Below are 16,678 nucleotides of genomic sequence, written 5' to 3' on the forward strand. Positions count from 1 at the left end.
GTAATTACTTCAGTTTTATAGCGTTCTGTATATAAGTTTCGTTAATGAAGTTCTCAAATACAGGCTGCTCTTTTAGGTTACCCAAAGCAATTTGTGTATCCATTGAAATTTTGAGTGCTGCAGGAGTAATTTGAACGCTCTTAGGAAACACGTTCTCGCTCATCATGCGTGTTACTGCATTCTCAACAACTTGAGGATCGAGAGTTGGAAATTCTTTCTTAGCAACCTCAATAGCACCCTTAGGATCTTTGGCCATAAAACGAAGTGCAACTTCCATACCATTCACCATTCTCTGAGCAGATACAGGATCAACCGTCTTCATTGCGGTAATGGAAGAGAAGGCGTAAGGACCATAAGTTTTTGGGAAACCCAAAACAACCTTCATCCCTTTGATTGCCACTTGATCAAGACCTGGCTCATACAACACTGCCACTTTAGCTTGACCACCTAATAGGGCTGCCGGCTCTGTACCCAAAGGAACTTGGATCATATCGACATCCTTATCGCTCATACCGTTTTCTTTAAGCAACTTTAGAAATAAAGAAGTACTTGTTGTTGGCATCAAACCAGTCACTACTTTTTGGCCTTTGATGTCTTTAATGCTTGTAAATTTGACATCAGGGGCCGTTGCAATCCATACCGCTGCGCCATTAACTGCATTACTAATCACGCCGACATTGGCGCCTTTAGAAGCGGCAATGGCAGTCCACTCAGGACCGTGAATAGAGAATTGTGAACTTCCTGATAGGACTGAAGATAAAGCTGCAGTAGGAGATCCTGCGGTTTCTTTAATTACGCTTAAGCCCTGATCTTTAAAGAAGCCTTTATCAATTGCAACATAAAGTGGTAGGTACAACATTGACTGAAATGCCTGAGAGATAGTGACCGTCTTTACTTCAGCTGCGGCACTAAAGGACATTCCAGCAATGACTAACGCAGCAATACTAACTTGTAGCCTTCTGTAAATCGATTTCATGAAAAACCTCCGTGAGATTATTAAAAAATTACATCCGAATTTGTGTACGTCCTGCATCATTTCGCCAAGGAAACAAGAAACGCTCCAAGGAATCAATGCAGTGGTAGAGAAAGAATCCAACGATCATGAGCATGAATAAGCCAACCCAAACAGAATTGAGTTCGTACAAGCTTGAGGCGTTGTAAATCATGTGGCCTAAACCTGCTTTAGATGAAATAAATTCACCCACAACCGCACCAACCAATCCAAAGCCTACGTTGATACGAAAGTTGGAAACAATCGCTGGCATAGATGAAGGCACAACCACCTGACGGAATATTTGCTTACGATCGGCACCCATTGAGTACAGCAAGGATTGCAAATCTTTATCCGCCTCTTTGGTAGCTTGATGGGCTGCAATGAGGGCAATGATGGCTGTCATTGAGACAACCAATACAACCTTAGCCCCTAAGCCAGTACCAAACCAAAGCAAGATAATTGGGGCCAAAGCAATTTTGGGAACACTATTGATTGCCACAATAAAAGGTTCCACAATTTGGGAGACCCATTTCGAGTACCAAAGTAAAAGGCCGATACTTGTTCCAACCAAAGTGCCAATGACAAATCCTAGCAAAGCTTCCCAGAGCGTATATCCAGTATCAATAAATAGCGAGTAATCCATAACGCTCGCGATGAAACGCTTCCAAATTCCAAATGGTGTTCCAATTAAGAACTCAGAGATAAGGCCAAACTCTGCCAATGTTTGCCAAATTGCAAAGAAAATGACGACCGATAGAATTTGGATGAGAGACTTTCCAAGACTTGTGTCTAGCATTTGACTCATAGAATGCTTTTCTTGCCTCATACCACTTCATCCTTTCTGGTTTGAATATCTAACTCAGAGCAAAGTAGATGAAAGTACTCGCCGAAATTTTTATGAGAACGTGCTTCTATTGGCGAGGAGCGCTCAATCTCAATTTGATGCACATTTTTGACGATGGTGGGTCTAGTACTGAGAGCTACTACCCGCTTAGATAAGGCAACTGCTTCATCAATATCGTGAGTAACCAAAATGACCGTCTTTTTGAACTTGGCTACCGCATCTAATAAAACACTTTCGAGGTAAAGCCTGGTTTGATAATCTAAAGCTGAAAATGGCTCGTCCAACAACAGAATGTCTGGGTCCATTAAAAGAGTACGAATGAGCGCAACGCGCTGTCGCATGCCTCCTGAAAGGGTTTGAGGATAGGCTTTTTCAAATCCGGATAGGCCAAAAGTATTGAGATAGTCTCTTGCCTTTTCAACACCATTAGCATCATCCTCACCCCGTACCCGCAGCCCAAGCATGACATTCTCCAGAACCGTCCGCCATGGGAATAGCAAGTCCTTTTGCATCATGTAGCCTACCTTACCTCTTAGGCTTTGAATTTTGTTGCCTCGATAGATCATGCTGCCGTTATCAGACTCCAGTAGGCCGGCAATGATATTGAAGATAGTTGACTTTCCGCACCCGCTTGGCCCAATGATGCTCAGAAAATCCTGCTCCATCACATCGAAGGTGAGCCCATCAAGAACAGGAACTGGACCGCTCTTGCTAGCGAAGGATTTATGAATTGAATCTAATGAAAGTTGTACTACAGGATTACTCACCATCAATCTCCATTCATTATTTTTATTAGGGTTCATACTTACATGCACCTGCACCATCAACGAATCCGCTTGCATTCATTTAGTGCGACAAGCATCAATATGAGTGCAGCATTCATCAATATGGTGCGCACAATTAATGATCTTGATCACCTCAAATAAAAAACCACCCGCAGGTGGTTCTTAGCAATACAAGAGAAAATTTCTTGTTTTAAATGGCATCAGGACTTGAGTCTGGGACCAAAGAACTATAGAAGTAGAAACCCACCTTAGAGGCCTAGAAATACTAGGTCTCCGAGCGGTAAATAGCTGTGTGCGAGCAAATGCGTAGTGAGTTATTCACAGGGATAAGGTTACTTAAAGTCATGCCAAAAAAATACCAACCCGAAGGTTGGTATTTTCATTTCTGGTGGGCCCACCAGGACTTGAACCTGGGACCAAAGGATTATGAGTCCTCTGCTCTAACCAACTGAGCTATAGGCCCGTTAGTCTTTGGTTCAATCTTCTTCGAGGAAGGTCTTGAGTTTATCGCTGCGGCTAGGATGACGCATTTTTCTCAGAGCTTTAGCTTCAATCTGACGAATACGCTCGCGAGTAACATCAAACTGCTTGCCCACTTCTTCGAGGGTGTGGTCTGTGCTCATCTCAACACCGAAGCGCATACGCAATACTTTTGCCTCACGTGGTGTTAACGAATCCAGAACATCCTTCACTACATCACGCATAGAGTCATGCAATGCAGCTTCAGCTGGAGCAAGGGTATTGCCGTCTTCAATGAAGTCACCTAAATGAGAATCTTCGTCGTCACCAATTGGTGTTTCCATAGAGATTGGCTCTTTAGCAATCTTCATGATCTTACGAATCTTGTCTTCAGGAATCTCCATCTTCAGCGCCAAGGTTGCAGCATCCGGCTCATGACCAGTTTCTTGCAAGATCTGTCGGCTGATACGGTTCATCTTATTAATCGTCTCAATCATATGCACAGGGATACGGATCGTACGCGCCTGGTCAGCAATAGAGCGAGTGATCGCCTGACGAATCCACCAAGTTGCATAGGTAGAGAACTTATAACCACGACGGTATTCAAACTTATCTACCGCCTTCATCAAACCGATATTGCCCTCTTGAATCAAATCCAAGAACTGCAAGCCACGGTTTGTGTATTTCTTAGCAATCGAGATTACCAAACGGAGGTTGGCTACAGTCATCTCACGTTTTGCTTCACGAGCACGCTTCTCACCCGCGATCATTTGCTTGTTTACTTCTTTCAACTCAGGAAGTGGAATAACCACGTTCTTCTGAATATCGATCAACTTCTGTTGCAGCTCTTGAATCGCAGGGACATTACGTTGCAATAGTGCGGTGTAAGGCTTGTTCTCTTTGAGCAACTTCTCTGTCCAGGTGAGGTTCATGGACATCTTAGGGAAGTCTTTGAGAACTTCGCCACGGTTAACGCCTACTTTATCCACCAACAAACTGACGATGCCACGCTCAAGCTTCCATACCTGGTCCACTTGTGAACGCATGGTGTCACATAATTTCTCAACACTCTTTGCTGTTAAGCGGAAGCCGAGTAACTCAGCACGAATACCTTCTTGTGCTTTGAGATATGCAGGGCAGTTATAGCCATCTTTATCAAAAGCACGGCGCATCTTGTCAGCTTGCGTACGAACAATTGCAAACTTCTCTAAAGAAATCTGCTTTAGCTCTTCTAATTGCTTTGCGTTAGCCGTTGCAGCGCCACCGCCACCGCCGCCGCCTTCATCTTCGCCGCCGTCTTCTTCGCCTTCATCGGCATCCGGATCTACCTCTGGCTCTTCAGGTCCAAGCTTAATATCTTCTGCATTTGGATCAACCAAACCATCCACAAACTGGTCAATCTCCATCTCGCCACTAGCGATCTTGTCAACGTTGCTCAAGATTTCACCAATAGTTACTGGGCATGCAGCCAATGCCATCACCATATCTTTGAGGCCAGCCTCAATCTTCTTGGCAATCACAATCTCGCCTTCGCGAGTTAACAAATCTACCGTGCCCATCTCACGCATATACATACGGACTGGGTCAGTTGTACGACCAAACTCTGAATCTACTGTAGAAAGCGCTGCTTCAGCCTCTTCTTCCGCTTCTTCTTCAGACGCTGCAGCAGCAGTGTTATCAGACAGAATTAAAGTTTCAGCATCAGGTGCTTGTTCGTAAACAGTAATACCAATGTCGTTCAATAAGCTGATCAACGTTTCCAATGCATCAGCATCAGACAACTCATCAGACATCACGTCATTCATCTCGCCATGGGTTAAGTAACCCTTGGACATACCCATCTTAATCAAGGTCTTCAAGCGAGCACGACGCAACTCTTGTTGCTCTTCACTACCTAACTGTTGTGCTGCGAATTCTTTTAAGAGTGCCTTTTCTTTTGCCTTACGCTCGCGTGCTTTTTGACGATCCGTCAAAACTGGCTCAGCAGCTTCTGCAGGAGCATCAGCCTTAGCTTTGCGGCCACGCTTTTTCTCTTCCTCAACTACCTCTACCGCTACTTCAGCAGTCTTGGCTTTTTTGTCTTTAGTCTCTTTTGCTTCCTCGACCTTAGCAACAACTGCTTTACCTTTTTTAGCTGGCTCTACTTTTACCTCTGCTTTAGCAGGCGCCTTTACCGGTGCTGCTGCCTTAACCGGTTTGGCAGGCACCTTTGCAACTACTTTTGCTTTCGGTGCTGGCTTTGCAGCAGCCTTAACTGGTTTAGCTGGCGCTTTTGCAACTACTTTTGCTTTCGGTGCTGGCTTTGCAGCAGCCTTCACGGGTTTTGCTGGCGCTTTTGCAACAGGCTTCGCTTTAGGCGCTGGTTTAGCTGGCGCTTTTGCAACTACTTTTGCTTTCGGTGCTGGCTTTGCAGCAGCCTTCACCGGTTTTGCTGGCGCTTTTGCCGCAGGCTTCGCTTTAGGCGCTGGTTTAGCTGGCGCTTTTGCAACTACTTTTTTAGGTGCTGGCTTTGCAGCGGCCTTCACCGGTTTTGCTGGCGCTTTTGCCGCAGGCTTCGCTTTAGGCGCTGGTTTAGCAGCTGCTTTTACTGGTTTAGCTGGTTTTTTGGTCTTGGTATTAGGCATTTATTAGCACTTACTCACATTACTGTTATAGGTCACGACTGATTAAGTACAGCCCCGTTGTCCACTTACCCCAAATTTCATGAAAATAAAGCGCAAGTGGCTGAATTAATTCGTTTTTTTCTTGGGAACAGAGGATTATAGTCGATTGCGACTTTTTTAACCCCTGCTTACCTAAAAATATGGGGCATTTTTCGAGTATTACTAGGGGTGCTTCAGTAAATTCTTAGACGGATTTCAGTTTTTCGCCTAATTCGCGATAACGCGCCCGATCTAGGTCGTTGGCAGTGCCTCCAGCGATCTTTTGGGCAATATCAGTCATTTCTTGTTTGAGACTCGTGAGCTCTAGCTTTTTAAAGCTTCCATCGAGATCAGCTGTTGCGCCATCCAATTCCAAATCAGAGCCCATGACCCGCTTTCTGAGGACTTCATACATGGGTGCAAGCTCACTACGAGAGAGTTGATCTTGGAACATCGCAAATGCACCGGCTCCTACCGAGCCCGGTTTGCCGTTTTCACCAGGGATTAATTCCACCTGATCGCATTGGGCCAACAAATCTTTCATTAATGCCAGCGCATTTGCTGATCGTTGTTCAGCAGCTTTGAGTGCGAGTGCACGCTTATTACTATCAAGCGCTTTTCCCAGATGCGGAAACTGAATTAAGACACGCAGCATTTGCTCTGCCAAATCCATTGGTGCTTTTGGCGGCTCAATATTCTGTATAGCAGCTCTCTTGGCAGAACCTTTAGAAGCTTGCCAAGGCGCGCCCTGCCTATTGCCATTATTGGCATAGTTGCCTTGATTGTTTTGATAATTTTGCTGTCTTGGCTGGGCTGGCTGATACGAAGTTTGTTGCGCAGGTGCTGGCACCACAGTTAATCCACAGAAAGCCTCTAACTCTGCTGGTGTCGTATTTGTACGAATCGCCAACTCACGCAAAATCTGAGTACGTAAAGCAATTGGTGGCATAGAGAGTAGTAGTGGCTTAGCAGCGTGATGCGTATGCGCTCTACCCTCGGGGGTTGTAAGCTCATGGCCTTCGCTAGCAACCTTAAAGAAGAAGCTCGAGATGGACATTGCTTCTTTGATGACTTTCTCAAACGCAGCAGCACCATAGGCGCGAACATAGCTATCAGGATCATGCTCAGTTGGCAAAAATAAGAAACGAATTTCTTTATCGTCAGACATGAGAGGCAAACATGCTTCGAGGGCGCGTTGCGCAGCGCGTTGACCAGCTGAGTCACCATCAAATGAGAAAACCACTTTGTCAGTTTGGCGCAATAACATGCGTACATGGTTTGCGGTACAGGCAGTTCCTAATGTAGCCACCGCATTGGGGAAGCCCAATTGTGCAAGTGCTACGACATCCATATAACCTTCACACACTAAGACATATTCTTGCGAACGAATCGCTTGTCTTGCTTCAAATAAACCGTAGAGTGTGTTGCCTTTAGAAAAGAGGGGGGTCTCTGGTGAATTTAAATACTTCGGCTCACCTTGATCCAGAATACGTCCACCAAAACCAATCGTTTGACCCTTGGGATTGCGAATCGGGAACATCACTCGATCCCGAAAACGGTCGTAACGCTTTACTGGAGCACCCTCAGCCTGCTCGCCCTGAATAATTAAGCCGCCTTCAACTAAGGTCTTGGCAATTTCATCATTGGAATAAGGGCCAAATACTCCTTCCAGGCCCTGCCAGCCGTCAGGTGCATAACCTAAGCCATAGCGCTTCGCAATCTCACCCGTTAGGCCGCGACCTTTGAGATATTCCACGGCGCGTGTGCTGCCTTTGAGTTGTTGGCGATACCAATCTGCTGCAGAACTCATCACTTCGCTCAGCGCCATAGCCTGTTGCTGTCTTGCTACGTCGTTGGCAGTACGCTCTTCGCGTGGCACATCCAAACCCGCAGAGCGCGCAAGTTCTTCAATCGCATCAACATATCCTAGCCCGGAATACTCCATCATGAAACTGATGGCAGAGCCATGGGCGCCGCAACCAAAGCAGTGATAAAACTGCTTCGTTGGTGAAACTGAAAATGAAGGAGACTTCTCTGAATGAAAGGGGCACAAACCTTGATAGTTTGCGCCCGCTTTTTTTAACTTCACGTGCTGCCCAACCACATCAACGATGTCGACCCGATTTAAAAGATCGGCAATGAAGGATTGGGGAATGAGCGCCATAAGGCTAAGAGTATGGAGTGAGTTCTCTTATTTTGCGAGTGCGGCTTTTACCAAGCCGGAGACCTTGCCCATATCAGCCTTACCAGCCAACTGGCCTTTGAGTACTCCAATGACTTTACCCATATCTTGTGGACCAGCAGCGCCTGTTGAGGCAACCGCTGCAGCAACAGCTGCTTCTACTTCAGCATCTGACATTTGTGCTGGCATATAGGCTTGCAAAATGACCATCTCAGCAGCTTCTACAGCAACCAAGTCATCACGCTGTGCTTTTTCAAACTGAGAGATCGAGTCTTTGCGTTGCTTAATCATTTTTTCGATAGTCGAAATGATCGCTGCATCATCGAGCACAATGCGATCATCTACTTCGCGCTGCTTGATGGCGGCTAACAAAAGACGGATCGTGCCAAGACGTGCAGTCTCTTTGGCACGCATAGCGTTTTTCATATCTTCGGTAATTTGATCTTTCAAACTCATTTGATTCTTCCTGATGTTGAATGTATCTAGATGTAATGAACAATTCAAAAAGCAAAAACCCGCTGCGTTTCACCGTCAGCGGGTTTCAAAGCTTCTCGGTGAAGAGAGCTTTTAAATTCTATTAGTAAAGCTTCTTAGGCAACATTTGGCTACGAATACGCTTGTAATGGCGTTTAGCAGCAGCGGCCTTCTTACGCTTACGTTCAGCTGTTGGCTTCTCGTAGAACTCGCGAGCACGCAAGTCGGTTAAAAGACCATTTTTTTCAATGGTGCGCTTGAAACGGCGCAATGCCACTTCAAATGGTTCGTTTTCACGGAGGCGGACTGTAGTCATACTTATTTAACTCGTATATGCTCGATAAATATCGAAAAATTAACTGAATTGCGATTCTAGCACGGCAAAGCAAAAAAATGATTGTTTTAGGAATAGAAACTTCTTGTGATGAAACTGGGGTGGCTTTATACAACACAGCCCCCTGGGAAGACGGCAAACCCGCATTCCAGGGCATCCTGGGCCAGGGTTTGCACTCCCAAATCGCCATGCACCGGGATTATGGGGGAGTTGTCCCAGAGTTGGCCTCAAGAGACCATATTCGTCGTGTTTTACCCCTTTTAGACCAATCCCTAGCCCAATCTGGCCTCACATTAGCGGATATTGATGCCGTTGCCTTCACTCAGGGCCCTGGCCTAGCTGGCGCCCTCCTCGTTGGTAGCGCTTTTGCCAAATCATTAGCCCAGGGCCTTCATTTACCCTCCATTGGAGTGCACCATCTCGAAGGGCACCTACTTTCCCCGCTTTTAGGTCAAACTGCCCCTCAATTTCCCTTTATTGCCCTTTTAGTCTCTGGCGGTCACACCCAACTCATGAAAGTCTCTGGGATTGGCCAATACGAACTATTGGGAGAGTCTTTGGACGATGCTGCTGGCGAAGCCTTTGATAAAACTGCCAAGTTATTGGGTCTTGACTACCCAGGTGGCGCAGCGATTTCTAAATTGGCAGAACAAGGTCGCGTCGGAATATTCGATTTGCCCAAACCCATGCTGCACTCAGGCGACTTGGATTTCTCTTTCTCGGGTTTAAAAACCGCCGTTCTCAATCAAGTCAAAAAGTTTGCAGAGAAAAATATTGTTGACCCGTCCGAAGTGGCGCAATTTCATGCAGACCTGGCTAGAAGTTTTGTCGATGCCATTGTTGCGGTCTTAGTCAGCAAGTCTGAAAAAGCGCTCAAGCAAACTGGCTGTAAACATTTAGTTCTTGCTGGTGGTGTTGGTGCTAATTTGCAATTGCGCAGCGCCCTCAATGAAAAAGCAAAGAAGAATGGATTTGAAGTGCATTACCCACCCCTCGAGTTATGTACGGATAACGGCGTGATGATTGCATTTGCTGGGGCACTCAGAATGCTTGCCAAAAATAATGGCTCCACAACTTCTGGAGCCTTTGACATCAAACCCCGCTGGGATTTGCAGAGCAATAACTTGGTCTAGCCAGCCTTACTTCTTGTGGCTGATACGCGCAAATGCACTGTGATTGTGGATGGATTCAAAATTCTCAGCTTCAACCACAAAAGACTGGATGCGCTGATCCGCCTTGAGGTTGCCAGCTACATCGCGCACTAAATCTTCTACGAACTTAGGATTGCTGTAAGAATGCTCAGTGACCCACTTCTCGTCAGGGCGCTTCAGTAAACCCCATAACTCACTAGAGGCTTCGCTCTCTGCAGCGGTAACCAGGTCTTCCACTGTCATTTGTGTTTTGTCATCAAGCGTGACTGTCATCGTGACATGAGAGCGTTGATTGTGCGCACCAAATTCAGAAATTTCTTTGGAGCAAGGGCACAAACTCATCACCGGCACTTGTGCACGCAAAGTGAGTTCAATATCAGCAGCACCATTTGCGTTTTGCTTGCCTGTTGCCATCCAAGTCACTTCGTAATCCATCAAGCTCTCCACACCAGATACTGGCGCTGCTTTTTTCACGAAGTGGGTATAAGTAAATTGCACATGACCTTCTTTAGCATCGAGCAAAGGCAACATCTCACGTACCAAGGCAACTACCGTTGTACTGTCAACTGCAGCATCTTGCTTTTGTAGGAGCGCCATGAAACGGGACATATGGGTACCCTTCACATGCGCAGGCAATGCCACGTCCATCTCGAAAGTGCCAACGGATGGAAAGTTTCCTGTTTTACTGCGAATCGTCAGCGGATGACGTACTCCGCGAATGCCGACTTGCTCAATTGGCAATGCGCGCTCATCCAGAGTGGACTGCACGTCAGGCATTGCGCTGGCTTTGAGAAAGGCGGGGTTCATATCATTCATGGCTCTATTTTCAAGCAAAACGGGCTTATTTGCCCGAAATCACTGAATTTGCTATCAACACAGCAGGAAAACGCTGCTGAATGGAGTTTGCAATGCCTTCTACATCAAGGCCGCACTTGGTCATGAGCAGCTGGTAATCGCCATGCTCGATAAACTGATCTGGAAGGCCTAGCTGCAATAGGGGCTTATTAATTCCCAGATTGGAAAGCGCCTCAAGACAGGCGCTACCAGCGCCACCCGCAATAGCACCATCTTCAATAGTTACCAAATAATCGTGATTTTCAGCCAATGATTTGATGAGATCAATATCGAGTGGTTTTACAAAACGCATATTGGCGACTGTTGCATCAATTCCCTCGGCAACTTCTAGAGCGGGATACAACAAAGTACCAAATGCCAAAATGGCTACACGCTGTCCAACAGGTGCGTTGGATTTACGACGAATCTCACCCTTGCCTAATGGTAATGTGCGCAGCTCAGTCGAAGGAGTGGTGCCAACACCAGAACCCCGTGGGTAGCGCACTGCACTAGGATGCGGCTGATGAAATGCCGTGGTTAATAAATCGCGCAACTCTGCCTCATCTGCTGGCGTCATCACCAACATATTTGGAATGCACCGCAAGAATGGAATGTCATACGCACCGGCATGGGTTGCACCATCAGCACCAACTAAACCAGCGCGATCAAGTGCGAACAAGACTGGCAAGTCCTGCAAGGCCACATCGTGAATCAGTTGATCGTAAGCACGTTGTAAGAAGGTAGAGTAAATCGCTACCACCGGCTTCATACCTTCACATGCCATTCCTGCAGCAAATGTCACCGCGTGCTGTTCTGCAATACCAACGTCGTAATAGCGTTTCGGAAAATTTTTCTCAAATTCCACCAAACCTGAACCTTCGCGCATCGCCGGAGTAATCCCCACCAACAAAGGATCAGCATGCGCCATATCGCAAAGCCACTCACCAAATACTTGTGTGAAGGTTTTCTTGCTGGCAGCTACTTTCTTAACCCCTTCTTCAGGGTTGAATTTGCTGGGTCCGTGATAAAGCACTGGATCAGCCTCAGCTAACTCATAGCCTTGACCTTTTTTAGTCACTACATGCAAGAACTGGGGGCCGCGCCCTTCAAGCGCTAAACGGCGCACGTTCTGCAGCATTGGAATTAAAGCATCTAAATCATGGCCATCAATCGGACCGAAGTAATTAAATCCAAACTCTTGGAAGATGGTGGATGGAGAAACCATCCCTTTGGCATGATCTTCTAGGCGTTTTGCAAATTCTCTTAAGGGAGGCGCAATAGATAGAACGCTATCAATACCCTTTTTAGTCGCAGAATAAATATTGCCACTGAGCAATCTCGCCAAATGGCGATTGAGCGCGCCCACAGCTGGAGAGATCGACATATCGTTGTCATTTAATATGACCACCAATGGTAAGTCGTCATAAACACCAGCGTTGTTCATAGCCTCAAAAGCCATGCCGCCCGTCATTGCGCTATCGCCAATCACTGCAACAGCTACTTGCCGCTCACCCTTGGTTTGGAATGCGCGCGCCATACCCATCGCCGCAGAAATGCTCGTCGACGAATGCCCGGTACCAAAGGCATCAAACTCGCTCTCACCCCGATGCGGGAACCCTGAAAGACCCTTGAACTGACGCAGTGTATGCATGCGCTCACGACGGCCAGTCAAAATTTTGTGAGGATAACTTTGATGTCCTACATCCCACACGATGCGATCGCGGGGGGTGTCAAAGATGTAATGCAAGGCAATGGATAGCTCGACCGTTCCCAAATTAGAGGAAAGGTGACCCCCAGTCTTAGATACCGAATCCAAAACAAATTGACGTAATTCATCAGCAAGCTCGGGTAGTTCTTCGCGAGAAAGTTTTTTGAGGTCGTCGGGAGAGTTAACGGAATGTAAAGTCATTGCATCTAATTTTGTTTATTTACCTCTATTGACTACCAATAGAGCTAAATCTTTTAAGGCTTGTGCTTTGCTACCAAAACCATCCAAGCTAGTGATGGCGGTTTCTTGTAACTCCTTAGCCTGTTTCTGTGCATAGTCTAAACCCATCAAGGTGACATAGGTCGGCTTATTGGCTGCAGCGTCTTTACCAGCGGTTTTTCCAAGCGTTTGGCTATCCGCGGTGGCATCAAGCACATCATCCACAATCTGGAAAGCCAGACCCAGTGCTTGGGAATAATTTGCAAGCTGTGTCATTTGAGTGAAGTCAAGTTGTGCAGCAATGCCGCCCATCTCTACTGCACATGAAAGCAAGGCCCCCGTCTTCATGGCATGCATTTGCTTTAAGCCTACTAAATCCAGTTTCTTGCCGACACTTTCTAAATCAATCGCTTGACCGCCCGCCATACCGCGCGAGCCAGAGGCTGCAGCTAAAGCGCTGATCATGCGCAAACGATGAGTGGCATCGATATTGGCATTGGCCAGAATTTCAAAAGCACGCGTTTGTAATGCATCGCCAACGAGCAAAGCGGTTGCTTCATCAAATGCTTTGTGAACAGTAGGTCTGCCACGGCGCAAGTCATCATCATCCATGCAGGGCAAATCATCGTGCACCAATGAATAAGCATGAATACATTCAATCGCGACAGCAGCCGCATCTAATGCTTCAACACTTTCTTTGCCCTTACTCAATTGACCTGCGGCATAAACCAATAAAGGACGAATACGTTTGCCTCCACCTTGAGCTGAATAGCGCATGGCTTCGTGCAGGCGATGGGGCGTTGTTTGTGCAGAATCAAGCAAACGATCTAAGGCAGATTCAGCTCGCTCAGAGTGAGTGGCAAGCCACTCCTGAAATTGAAAAGCGGCGGTCAATTAAGCCTCGAATACCCGAACTTGTTGCTCTACTTGTGCAAGAACACCTTGGCAATGTTTGAGCAAAGCGGCCCCACGCTGATAAGCCAGAAGGGTCTCTTCTAAAGAGAATTTGCCTGACTCCATGTCAGAAATCAGCTTTTCAAGCTCTTTTACCGCTTGCTCATAGCGAAGATCTGGGTCGATTTGGACCTCAAGGCCTGGTTTTTGACTCTCTGACTTCTTGGCTGGCATAAGCAATTTCCTTGGTATTTCTCGGACGGATAACCCTATATATTAAAGCGAGAAGCCCCTTGGATGGGTATAATTCACCCCTTCCTTTCCAATATCGATCCGTCGATGGTTGGATTGGTTATTCCGCTTAGCTTCGGCTGACGTTTTCGGGGGTGGGGAGAATGACTAATCTGGCTACCGCGCAGAAGCTTGCGCCGTCCAATCTACAACTGCCGGTTTCGGCATATTTTGACGCTGACTTGTATCAGCGGGAAATTGAACTGCTTTTTAAGCAGGGACCTGGCTATGTTGGCCACGAACTCATGGTGCCTGAAATTGGCTCCTATCAAACTATTAGTGCAGAAAACGAAGGTCGCATCCTGGTTCGCAACAACGAGGGTGTTGAACTGCTTTCTAATGTGTGCCGTCATCGCCAAGCATTAATGCTGAACGGCAAAGGTAAGGCTGACAATATTGTTTGTCCACTCCATCGCTGGACTTATGACTTGGGCGGCAACCTACTAGGTGCACCACACTTTGAAGACAAGCCCTGTCTCAATCTAGGAAAGTCGCCCTTACAGAATTGGCAAGGTCTCTTATTTGAAGGGCCGCGCGATGTCCGCAGTGATCTCGCGAAACTTGGCGTAGCTGACGATCTCAAATTTGACGGTTATGTACTTGACCATGTTGAAGTACATGACTGCAACTACAACTGGAAAACCTTTATCGAGGTTTATCTCGAGGATTACCACGTAGTACCTTTTCACCCTGGCTTGGGCAAGTTTGTTTCTTGCGAAGACTTGCATTGGGAATTCGGTGATTGGCACAGTGTTCAAACCGTGGGCATCCATAAAGATTTGCGTACGCCAGGCTCTCCAACCTATCGCCATTGGCATGAGGCAGTTCTCCGTCAATTTGACGGCAAAACCCCACGCCACGGTGCTATCTGGCTCACCTATTACCCTAATGTGATGGTGGAGTGGTATCCAGGCGTTCTCTGCGTATCGACTTTGCACCCCATGGGTGTGAATAAGACTCGCAATATTGTCGAGTTCTACTACCCAGAAGAAATTGCCTTATTCGAGCGTGAATTCGTAGAAGCAGAACGTGCTGCTTATATGGAAACCTGTATCGAAGATGATGAAATTGGCGAACGCATGGATCAAGGTAGAGCGGCTTTATATGCACGCGGAATTAATGAAGTTGGGCCTTACCAAAGTCCAATGGAAGATGGCATGCAACATTTCCATGAATGGTACCGTCGCGTCATGAACTTTCAGGGCGCATAATCTAAAAAGTAGCGCGCCTTTTAGCTCTCTTCGCCACCAATAATAGGAAGCATCATGACTCCTCTAATTACCGCAAACCAGTTAGAAAAAATCATCAATAGTGGCGAGAATGTGTTGCTCTGTGATTGCCGCTTTGATTTGGTCGATCCACAGGCGGGTAAAAAAGCATATGAAGAGAATCACATTCCTGGGGCCATTTATGTCGATCTCGATCACGACATGTCCGGCAATAAAACGGGCACCAACGGTAGACATCCTTTACCCACCCCGGATGCGTGGGCACAAACCAAAACTCGCCTAGGCATCAGTCCAAATACCTTAGTAGTGGCATATGACAAGCAAGGCTCAGTCTATGCAAGTCGTCTTTGGTGGATGCTCAAAGCCACTGGACATGCCAATGTACAGGTCCTAGATGGGGGCCTAGATGCCTGGAATGGCCCAATGGGCAACGTAGCACGTAAACCAACGCCCGCCTCTCAAGCTATTGATCCAAGACCTTATGTGGGACTTGTCTTGGTTGATGAAGTTGTTAGTAATTTGCAAACTCAGAAAAATACTGTCATCGATGCACGCGCCAATGATCGCTTTCATGGTCAGAATGAAACTTTGGATCCCGTTGGTGGACATATACCAGGCGCGATCAATCGCTTCTTTAAAGGCAATTTATCTGCGACTGCGTTCAAACCAGCAGAACAACTCTTTAAAGACTTTGTTGAATTGCTTGGACCAATCAAGCCATCAGAAGTCATTCACCAGTGTGGTTCAGGTGTAACAGCTTGCCACAATCTTTTAGCAATGGAAGTTGCTGGACTTAAAGGTTCCCGATTGTATGCAGGCAGCTGGAGTGAATGGTGTGCTGATTCCAGCAGGCCGATTGAGCTTTAATGCAGCAGCGATAACAGCAGTACAAACCCAACGCCGCACGCAATCAATACTGTTTGACGTAAAGACTCTGCCCAATGAGGACGGCGATGCATCTGTGGGATCAAATCGCTTACCGCAATATAGATAAAACTACTTGAAGCAATCACGAGCAAGTAAGGCATTGCTGCATGCGCGCGCTCTAAGAAGAAATACGCTAATACCCCGCCGGCCACTGCAGATAAGCCGCAAATCAAGTTGTAGAGCAAGGCACGGGTACGTGAGAAGCCGGCATTGAGTAAGACAATGAAATCCCCAATCTCTTGCGGAATCTCATGGGCAATGATCGCAATAGCTGTGAAGATACCGACTTGGTAGTCGGCCATAAAAGCAGCAGCAATCAAGATGCCATCCACAAAGTTGTGAATGCCATCACCAACCAAAATCATCCAACCACTACGCCCTGCATTTTCAGCATCATGGCCGTGATGATGATGATGGCCATCACCCTCGTGGTGATGGTCGTGACGCAATAAAGCAATCTTTTCTAACAAGAAGAAACCAAGCAAGCCGGCTAACAAAGTAGCGAACAAGTACTGAGGATTAGTCCCTTGAATATTGAACGCTTCTGGAAGGGAGTGCAACAACGCAGTAGCTAGCAAAATGCCAACAGAAAGGCTGACCATATTGTTGATCATGCGAGAAAGCAGAGTCACGGAGCAACTGGCGGCAATTAAGACGCTAGTGACTCCTGCCGCCGCAGTAATTAATACGATGCTCTCTAAAACGCTCACT

Annotated in this window: 15 protein-coding genes and 1 tRNA gene; 3 read left to right on the forward strand and 13 right to left on the reverse strand. The window is 46.8% G+C overall.

Annotated features, from left to right (window positions below; genetic code table 11):
• Positions 1-4: 4 nt before the first annotated feature.
• The 8 genes from FD961_RS07530 to rpsU form a co-directional block, all read right to left on the reverse strand.
• Complete coding sequence (locus FD961_RS07530) at positions 5-976, reverse strand: ABC transporter substrate-binding protein (protein WP_215393326.1); 972 nt, start codon at positions 974-976, stop codon at positions 5-7.
• Positions 977-1,004: 28 nt separating this feature from the next.
• A complete protein-coding gene (locus FD961_RS07535; RefSeq protein WP_251371250.1) occupies positions 1,005-1,799 on the reverse strand; it encodes an ABC transporter permease in 795 nt (264 codons plus the stop codon).
• 17 nt (positions 1,800-1,816) lie between these two features.
• Positions 1,817-2,641 (reverse strand): ABC transporter ATP-binding protein, encoded by an 825-nt coding sequence (locus FD961_RS07540; protein WP_251371252.1) that lies wholly within the window; start codon positions 2,639-2,641, stop codon positions 1,817-1,819.
• Positions 2,642-3,009: 368 nt separating this feature from the next.
• Positions 3,010-3,086 (reverse strand) — tRNA-Ile (locus FD961_RS07545).
• 13 nt (positions 3,087-3,099) lie between these two features.
• A complete protein-coding gene (gene rpoD / locus FD961_RS07550; protein WP_215393328.1) occupies positions 3,100-5,706 on the reverse strand; it encodes an RNA polymerase sigma factor RpoD in 2,607 nt (868 codons plus the stop codon).
• Positions 5,707-5,929: 223 nt separating this feature from the next.
• Entirely contained in the window at positions 5,930-7,888 is a 1,959-nt protein-coding gene (dnaG, locus tag FD961_RS07555; RefSeq protein WP_215393329.1) for a DNA primase, read from the reverse strand.
• A gap of 27 nt (positions 7,889-7,915) precedes the next feature.
• Entirely contained in the window at positions 7,916-8,362 is a 447-nt protein-coding gene (locus FD961_RS07560) for a GatB/YqeY domain-containing protein (protein ID WP_215393330.1), read from the reverse strand.
• A 121-nt stretch (positions 8,363-8,483) separates the two neighbouring features.
• The gene (rpsU, locus tag FD961_RS07565) at positions 8,484-8,696 is read right to left on the reverse strand and encodes a 30S ribosomal protein S21 (protein ID WP_011903537.1); all 213 of its coding nucleotides are present in this window, start codon (positions 8,694-8,696) and stop codon (positions 8,484-8,486) included.
• A gap of 77 nt (positions 8,697-8,773) precedes the next feature.
• On the opposite strand from rpsU, the gene tsaD reads away from it, so the two are divergent.
• Positions 8,774-9,847, forward strand: a complete 1,074-nt coding sequence (gene tsaD, locus FD961_RS07570; RefSeq protein WP_215393331.1) for a tRNA (adenosine(37)-N6)-threonylcarbamoyltransferase complex transferase subunit TsaD — start codon at positions 8,774-8,776, stop codon at positions 9,845-9,847.
• Between the two features lie 6 nt (positions 9,848-9,853).
• Here the strand turns inward: tsaD and folE2 are convergent, their stop codons facing one another.
• From folE2 to xseB, 4 genes are read right to left on the reverse strand one after another with little or no spacing between them, the layout of a single operon-like run.
• Entirely contained in the window at positions 9,854-10,681 is an 828-nt protein-coding gene (folE2, locus tag FD961_RS07575; RefSeq protein WP_215393332.1) for a GTP cyclohydrolase FolE2, read from the reverse strand.
• Positions 10,682-10,706: 25 nt separating this feature from the next.
• Positions 10,707-12,608 carry a 1-deoxy-D-xylulose-5-phosphate synthase gene (gene dxs, locus FD961_RS07580; protein WP_215393333.1) on the reverse strand — a complete coding sequence of 634 codons (1,902 nt, stop codon included), beginning with the start codon at positions 12,606-12,608 and terminating at the stop codon, positions 10,707-10,709.
• A gap of 15 nt (positions 12,609-12,623) precedes the next feature.
• Positions 12,624-13,520, reverse strand: coding sequence for a polyprenyl synthetase family protein (locus FD961_RS07585; RefSeq protein WP_215393334.1), 897 nt, complete (start codon positions 13,518-13,520; stop codon positions 12,624-12,626).
• On the reverse strand, positions 13,521-13,754 hold the full coding sequence (gene xseB, locus FD961_RS07590) for an exodeoxyribonuclease VII small subunit (RefSeq protein WP_215365543.1): 234 nt from the start codon (positions 13,752-13,754) through the stop codon (positions 13,521-13,523).
• Between the two features lie 161 nt (positions 13,755-13,915).
• On the opposite strand from xseB, the gene FD961_RS07595 reads away from it, so the two are divergent.
• Positions 13,916-15,022, forward strand: a complete 1,107-nt coding sequence (locus tag FD961_RS07595; RefSeq protein ID WP_215393335.1) for an SRPBCC family protein — start codon at positions 13,916-13,918, stop codon at positions 15,020-15,022.
• A gap of 54 nt (positions 15,023-15,076) precedes the next feature.
• Positions 15,077-15,907 carry a sulfurtransferase gene (locus FD961_RS07600; RefSeq protein ID WP_215393336.1) on the forward strand — a complete coding sequence of 277 codons (831 nt, stop codon included), beginning with the start codon at positions 15,077-15,079 and terminating at the stop codon, positions 15,905-15,907.
• On the opposite strand, the gene FD961_RS07605 is transcribed toward FD961_RS07600, so the two are convergent.
• A complete protein-coding gene (locus tag FD961_RS07605; protein ID WP_215393337.1) occupies positions 15,904-16,677 on the reverse strand; it encodes a ZIP family metal transporter in 774 nt (257 codons plus the stop codon). The two genes, FD961_RS07600 and FD961_RS07605, sit on opposite strands and share 4 nt — an antisense overlap.
• Position 16,678 lies beyond the last annotated feature (1 nt).

This window comes from Polynucleobacter sp. TSB-Sco08W16, assembly GCF_018687455.1.
In the GTDB taxonomy this organism is placed as follows: Bacteria; Pseudomonadota; Gammaproteobacteria; order Burkholderiales; family Burkholderiaceae; genus Polynucleobacter.